General features: G+C 36.6%; 8 protein-coding genes. 5 read left to right on the forward strand and 3 right to left on the reverse strand.

Features of this window, described 5'->3' with window-relative positions; genetic code table 11:
* Position 1 precedes the first annotated feature (1 nt).
* Both VIK44_RS02030 and VIK44_RS02035 read left to right on the forward strand, forming a co-directional pair.
* Positions 2–778, forward strand: coding sequence for a ribonuclease HII (locus VIK44_RS02030; protein WP_331552181.1), 777 nt, complete (start codon positions 2–4; stop codon positions 776–778).
* On the forward strand, positions 779–1,147 hold the full coding sequence (locus tag VIK44_RS02035) for a YraN family protein (RefSeq protein WP_331552182.1): 369 nt from the start codon (positions 779–781) through the stop codon (positions 1,145–1,147).
* Between the two features lie 99 nt (positions 1,148–1,246).
* Here VIK44_RS02035 and VIK44_RS02040 read toward each other — a convergent pair whose 3' ends face one another.
* On the reverse strand, positions 1,247–1,567 hold the full coding sequence (locus VIK44_RS02040; protein WP_331552183.1) for a nucleoside triphosphate pyrophosphohydrolase: 321 nt from the start codon (positions 1,565–1,567) through the stop codon (positions 1,247–1,249).
* 228 nt (positions 1,568–1,795) lie between these two features.
* On the opposite strand from VIK44_RS02040, the gene VIK44_RS02045 reads away from it, so the two are divergent.
* Entirely contained in the window at positions 1,796–3,391 is a 1,596-nt protein-coding gene (locus VIK44_RS02045) for an ABC-F family ATP-binding cassette domain-containing protein (protein WP_331552184.1), read from the forward strand.
* A 95-nt stretch (positions 3,392–3,486) separates the two neighbouring features.
* On the opposite strand, the gene VIK44_RS02050 is transcribed toward VIK44_RS02045, so the two are convergent.
* On the reverse strand, positions 3,487–3,765 hold the full coding sequence (locus tag VIK44_RS02050; RefSeq protein WP_331552185.1) for a DUF2769 domain-containing protein: 279 nt from the start codon (positions 3,763–3,765) through the stop codon (positions 3,487–3,489).
* Positions 3,766–3,947: 182 nt separating this feature from the next.
* Here VIK44_RS02050 and VIK44_RS02055 point away from each other — a divergent pair, with 182 nt between their 5' ends.
* Both VIK44_RS02055 and VIK44_RS02060 read left to right on the forward strand, forming a co-directional pair.
* A complete protein-coding gene (locus VIK44_RS02055; RefSeq protein ID WP_331552186.1) occupies positions 3,948–4,820 on the forward strand; it encodes an SPFH domain-containing protein in 873 nt (290 codons plus the stop codon).
* Between the two features lie 361 nt (positions 4,821–5,181).
* Positions 5,182–5,859, forward strand: coding sequence for an SHOCT domain-containing protein (locus VIK44_RS02060; protein WP_331552187.1), 678 nt, complete (start codon positions 5,182–5,184; stop codon positions 5,857–5,859).
* Positions 5,860–5,910: 51 nt separating this feature from the next.
* On the opposite strand, the gene VIK44_RS02065 is transcribed toward VIK44_RS02060, so the two are convergent.
* On the reverse strand, positions 5,911–6,727 hold an 817-nt coding region (locus VIK44_RS02065; protein WP_331552188.1), incomplete at its 5' end, for an iron-containing alcohol dehydrogenase.

Here is a 6,727-nt window from a genome sequence, read left to right on the forward strand (position 1 = left end):
CATGAAAGAACTTCTAAATCAAACCATTAAGTCCCTTAAAGAGGTCGTAGAAGGTTTTCATATCGATGCCTATCCCGAGATCATTCCCATATTGAAGTCTGATCCCCGGATTGCAGTTCAAAAAATGGCAGAATCCATGGAAAATAAGCTGGCTGTTTTATTTAATGAACAAGAACGGATTCAAAAAATGAAGGCTATGGAAAAAAGCTATTATCAGTCAGGAATAAAACTGATTGGCGGCATCGACGAAGTGGGCCGTGGCCCGTTGGCAGGACCAGTGGTCACCTGTGTAGTGGTGTTGAAACCAGACTCCCAAATCCTTTATGTCAATGATTCTAAAAAGCTTTCGAAAAAAACAAGAGCGATGCTTTGCCAACAACTTTTAAATGAGGTCCTGGATTATGAAATTGGTATTGTTGATAATGAGACCATTGATTCCATAAATATATTAAATGCCACAAAAAAAGCCATGTCAGACTCTGTAAAGGCGTTAGCCACTCAGCCTGATCTTTTGCTTTTGGATGCCATTCATATTGACACTCATATTCCTCAAAAATCAATTATTCACGGGGACTCAATTTGCTACTGCATTGGTGCCGCCAGTATTATTGCCAAGGTTTATCGGGATAATCTCATGCAGATTTATCATGAAGAATACCCGGAATACGGGTTTGATCACAATATGGGATATGGCACTGCCGGGCATATTGAAGCGATTCGAAAACATGGATTAACCCCGATTCATCGCCGGAGCTTTGTGCGAAATATGGGCTTTTAAATGAAAACACATAATTATCAAAAAGGGTGCCAGGGGGAAGACCTGGCTATTCAATTTCTGATTGAAGCCAATTATGAAATTCTCAAAAGAAATTACAAGCGGCCTTCAGGAGAAATTGATATTATTTCTAAAAAAGAAGAGACCATTGTTTTTATTGAAGTCAAGTATCGAAAAAATTTAGATTATGGCTATCCCAGAGAAGCGGTTAATGTAAAAAAGCAAAAACGCATCGGGAAAACTGCTTTATGGTATCTCAAAGAAAAAAATCTTTTTGATTTTGGCGTGCGGTTTGATGTTCTTGAAATATATTTTGAAGATAATGGACAAAGGATCATTAATCATTTTGAAAATGCATTTCCATTGAGATAACGCTTATCCTGTTGATAGAATCAATCAAAACAGGCGACGACTGTTGTTAGAAAACAACGGTCATCGCCTGTTTTGATATTTTTTAATGTTAGATTTCTTTTATTCGCCATCATCCACTGAAATTAAAAATACTTTTTTAGAATAAGACCCTTTAGTTTCTTTGTTTTGGAGTTTCAGATAATCAATATGAAGGGGCTCATATTCAAAGGTTTCTATAATGGCTCCTAACAATTCGTAGATATCAGAAAGTTCATCTTCTGAGGGTTTCTTGGAAAATATTTGAGCCTTTTCCAGGAGTTTTTCTTTTAAAGCATCTTTAACTTCTGATTCACCTAAGATTTTGTACTCACAGGTGCGTCCGCTTTCTTTAATGATTTCAGGGATTTTGTCTCTGACAAGTTTATTGTATTCTACTTTCATAATCTATCACCTCTTTACTATTATACCCAAACCCAGTGTTTAAAAACAAGAGAAATAAAAAATGCTTTAAGAAAAAAATATTTTAGATAAATATTTTTAAAAAATAATGGAAATCACAAGGAATAAAGTGTATAATTAAATGTCTTGTAGTCAAGGTCCATTATCAGGGAAGAAACTGACAATGGCCTTTTCTTTATGGATATTAATACATTGGAGGATCAAAAATATATGATTACAGTATCAGATTTAAGTTTGAATTTTAGCGGGACGAATCTTTTTTCCAACGTTAATATAAAGTTTATTCCAGGGAATTGCTATGGGATAATAGGTGCCAACGGTGCGGGAAAGACAACCTTTTTAAATATATTATCCGGAGAGCTGGAACCGTCATCCGGTGATGTTTTTATTCCTGAGCACATACGGATGTCCGTATTAAAACAGGATCATTACGCCTATGATGAGTTCACGGTAATGGATACTATAATGATGGGAAACGAACGACTTTATGCCATTATGAAAGAAAAGGACGCCTTATATATGAAGGAAAACTTTTCTGATGAAGACGGTATTAAGGCAGGAGAGCTGGAAGGCGAATTTGCGGAAATGGGCGGTTGGGAAGCAGAATCCGATGGTTCACGTATTATCCAGGGTTTAGGTCTGAGTGCTGATATTCTGGATGCCACCATGAGTTCACTGGATGGGAATGAAAAGGTTAAGGTTCTATTGGCCCAGGCCTTGTTTGGTAAACCTGAGATTATACTTCTTGATGAACCTACCAACCATTTGGACATTCAAGCCGTTCTTTGGTTAGAAGATTTTCTCATGGATTACGAAGGAACAGTGATTGTGGTTTCCCATGATCGATACTTCCTCAATAATGTCTGCACCCATATTGTGGATATTGATTATAACAAAATCAAGGTTTATGTTGGGAATTACGATTTCTGGTATGAATCCAGTCAGTTGATTCAACGATTGCTTAAGGACCAGAACAAAAAAAGCGAAGATAAAGCCAAAGAGCTTCAAAACTTTATTACCCGTTTCTCAGCGAATAAATCGAAATCAAAACAGGCAACCTCACGTAAAAAGATGTTGGATAAACTTAATATTGAAGACATGCCGTCTTCCTCTCGAAAATACCCCTGGGTCGGATTTCAGATTGATCGGGAACCCGGCAAGGAGATTCTCAGTGTTGAGCATTTATCCAAAACCATTGATGGCGTTAAAGTTTTAAACAATGTGAGTTTTCGAGTGAACAAGAATGATAAAATTGCTTTTGTTTCCGATAATGAAATCGCAATGACCACGTTATTCAAAATTCTTAAGGAAGAAATAGAACCGGATGAAGGCAGTTTCAAATGGGGAGTCAGCACCAGTCAGTCCTATTTTCCAAAAGACAATGGCGAATTTTTCAATGACTGCAGCCTGAATGTATGCGAATGGATACAGCAATATACCGAAGAAATCACCGAAACCTATATTCGGTCATTCCTGGGGCGAATGCTTTTTTCAGGGGATGATATTTATAAAGAAGTGCAGGTTTTATCCGGAGGGGAACGGGTCCGTTGCATGCTCTCTAAAATGATGATGAATGCATCCAACATCCTGGTTATGGATCAACCCACCAACCATTTGGATCTTGAATCAATCACCGCAGTCAATAATGGCCTCATGGAATTTAAAGGTGTTCTTCTCTTTGCAAGCCATGACCATCAGTTTATGGAAACGGTGGCTAATCGCATCATCGAAATTTCCGGAGAAGGTACTCTGGACCGTCTATCATCTTATGATGAGTATATTGAATACAAAAAGACACTGGCGTAAAGCCAGATAATTAGTCAAACAAAAAACAGCTCAAAATATTGGGCTGTTTTTTTGTTTGATGTTAAATAATGAAACATTACTCAAACTAAGGTTATCTATTTGCCACCTTGAACCACACAAAAATATTCTTTTTTAAGGTCGTATTCTTTATGTACCTCGCATTGTTTACAGTTGCAGCCTTTTTCTTCATCAATGCAATGGCTTGGTTCATAGGCACAAAACATGGCTTCTGCATGGATTCTCTTTTCCATGTTACCAACCTTTAAAATCACATTACCCGGCATTGCCCTTACTTTACAGGCAAAATTGTAGCTTGGACATTTCATACACATGCATTTTTTTAAATTTTCTTTGGTTTTTTCCACGTTTTTCATTGTTAAACCTCCGCTTTTTTATTTTGAAACAGTAAATTATTTACTTAACATATTAAGTACCCATATTTTTATTAAATAAACAATTTATTAGCCTATCAAATTTCGTAATAGCTATTTCATTCTTTGGAAAAAAGGTATACAATTAGAAGTATAAAAAATTTAATTAGAAGGAGAAAATAAAAATGATTTATTTATTTATACTTATAGTCCTTATTCTTGCTCTCGCTGTATTTTTTTCCGGTATTCGGATCGTGCGACCCACAAGTCGGGGACTCATTGAAACTCTTGGAAAGTACACAAAATATGCAGAACCCGGTTTTCACTGGATTATTCCTTTAGTTCAGCGGGTCTTTATAGTGAACATCACAGAGCAAATGTTTAATGCGGAACCACAGGTGATTATTACCAATGATAATTTGAATGCAACTGTCGATGCCCAAGTCTACTTTAAAGTCAAAGCTGATGAAGAAAGCGTAAAAAATTCAGTCTACAATGTTAATAATTATAAAGTTCAGATTGTTAATCTGGCCAGAACTACCCTTCGTAATATCATCGGAACCCTGACTTTAAAATCTGCAAACAGTGAAAGAAGCCGAATTAATACCGACTTACTTAAAACCCTTAAGGAAGAAACCGATAAATGGGGGATTGATATTGTACGAACCGAATTAAGAGAAATAGATCCGCCGGAAGATGTTCAGGAAACCATGAACAAGGTTGTTAAAGCAGAAAATGAAAAAGTAGCCGCCATTGACTTTGCTACTGCAGCTGAAACAACCGCTGATGGAATTAAGCGCGCTGAAATCAAAAAAGCTGAAGGTATCAGACAGGCAAGAATTCTTGCAGCTGAAGGTGAAGCCCAGGCCATCAAGCTTGTGAATGAAGCCGCCGAGTTGTACTTCATTGGCAATGCTCAACTATTAAGACAATTGGAAGCCACCGAAACTGCCTTAAAAAGCAATGCAAAAATTGTGATTCCATCTGATACTCAACTAATAAATGTCATTGGCGAAATGGCAGGAATACTGCCCATTGAAAATAAAAGAACGAAGTAAAGTATCACAAGTAATAGTGAAACGATTATTGCAGAGGCAAAAAGCCTCTGCATTTTTGATTCTTCTTTTCCTTTGGATGCCATAACAAGCGATCCAATGAGTGAGCCAACGCCTAAGGCCGACATCAGCAAACCATAACCATTGACCCCTTGGTTAGTGACCTCAACAGCTTCCATTAATAATATTGCTATTGATTACAATATTATTAAAAAGGATTGAATGTCAATATCTTTTTAGAAAAATCAGGTTTTAGTCGTTAATTTATGTCATTAAAGAAGGTCTGATATTTTGCTTCTTGAAAAGTAACATATTTAATATATAATAGTACCAGAATGAATTATTAAGGGGGGGATCTGACATTATGGGTTTTTTTGATATTAAGGCTATCTGTATAAATTGTGAAAAAGAAGTCGGATTAAATCGATTTACGACTGCCGAAGGCGATTTATGCTCAGATTGTCATAAGTTATGCGGTTATAACATGAATACACCAATTAATATAAAAACAATGACCGACATTCAAAGGGATATTGCTGAAAATGATAAAGAAAAAAAAGCGTTATCAAAATTCACGCCCACAAAAAAAATAGGTAAAATAATAGGTTTAGGCAATTTCATTGAGTTTGACGAAGAAAAAAAACAGTGGCTCATCCCGGATGGTTTTTTGGGTGGAAAGAAAACCCCTAATATTTATAACTTTGATGATATCCTTGAGTACGAATTGCTGGAAGATGGGGATACCGTTATAAAAGGAGGCGTCGGCAGTGCAATTGCCGAAGGCATTCTTTTCGGCGGTGAACATTCTGTTATGGGTGGGATTACCGCTGGAAAAAAGTCCAAAAAAAGCATTAATAGCTTAAAGATAAAAATTACGGTTAATGATTCTCGAAAACCAGCAGAATATATCAATCTGATTAAATATAGAATAAAGATCAAATCATCTATTTATATTGCAAGTTACCGATTAGCACAGGAAGTTTTATCCATACTTGGCAAAATTCAGAAAGAAAATGATCATAAATCTTTGAGTGAACAATAAAAAACTCCCAAGAGCAAAATGCTCTTGGGAGTTTTTTAAGATGTGTAATTGTTACATTGCATTTTTGAATATTTGAACAACATCTGCAAGTTTTACTGTTGCAGGATTTGTACCGGCACAGGCATCATTCATAGCATTTTTAGCCATGAGTTCGAAATCTTTTTCTTTTGCGCCGAGTTCTGTTAAGCCAGCAGGAATTCCAACATCCTGAGAAAGTTTAACAATGGCATCTAATCCCTTTTCAGCAGCATCTCTTATTGAAAGGCCTTCAATGTTTTCGCCTAATGCAACAGCAATATCAGCTAGACGTTGTGGATTAGCATTTAAGTTATATCGTTCTACATGTGGTAATAAAATAGCATTACAGACACCATGTGGAAGATCATAGAATCCACCCAATTGATGAGCCATTGCATGTACATAGCCAAGGCTTGCATTGTTAAATGCCATACCGCCTAAGAACTGTGCATAAGCCATGTTATTTCTTGCTTCAAAATTTTGTCCGTTTGCAACTGCCTGACGTAAGTTTTCGCCAATTAATTTCATTGACATTAAAGCAGCTGAATCAGTTACGGGTGTTGCAATTGTTGACATATAAGCTTCTACTGAATGTGTTAATGCATCCATTCCTGTAGCAGCTGTTAATGCAGGAGGCATGCCCATCATTAATATTGGATCATTGATGGATACTGTTGGTGTACATCTCCAATCGACAATTGCCATTTTCACATGGGTTTCAGAGTTTGTGATAATACAAAAACGTGTCATTTCACTGGCTGTACCAGCAGTAGTATTAATCGCAATCAATGCGGTCATTGGTTTTGTACTTTTGTTAACGCCTGCAAAATCCTTGATTTCGCCGCCGTTT

The organism is Acetobacterium sp., assembly GCF_036508315.1.
Classification (GTDB): domain Bacteria; phylum Bacillota; class Clostridia; order Eubacteriales; family Eubacteriaceae; genus Acetobacterium.

Excerpts from the sequence above, each read along its gene's own strand:
- VIK44_RS02030 (WP_331552181.1), top strand. The coding sequence starts at position 2 with ATGAAAGAACTTCTAAATCAAACCATTAAGTCCCTTAAAGAGGTCGTA.
- VIK44_RS02035 (WP_331552182.1), top strand. The coding sequence starts at position 779 with ATGAAAACACATAATTATCAAAAAGGGTGCCAGGGGGAAGACCTGGCT.
- VIK44_RS02040 (WP_331552183.1), bottom strand. The coding sequence starts at position 1,567 with ATGAAAGTAGAATACAATAAACTTGTCAGAGACAAAATCCCTGAAATC.
- VIK44_RS02045 (WP_331552184.1), top strand. The coding sequence starts at position 1,796 with ATGATTACAGTATCAGATTTAAGTTTGAATTTTAGCGGGACGAATCTT.
- VIK44_RS02050 (WP_331552185.1), bottom strand. The coding sequence starts at position 3,765 with ATGAAAAACGTGGAAAAAACCAAAGAAAATTTAAAAAAATGCATGTGT.
- VIK44_RS02055 (WP_331552186.1), top strand. The coding sequence starts at position 3,948 with ATGATTTATTTATTTATACTTATAGTCCTTATTCTTGCTCTCGCTGTA.
- VIK44_RS02060 (WP_331552187.1), top strand. The coding sequence starts at position 5,182 with ATGGGTTTTTTTGATATTAAGGCTATCTGTATAAATTGTGAAAAAGAA.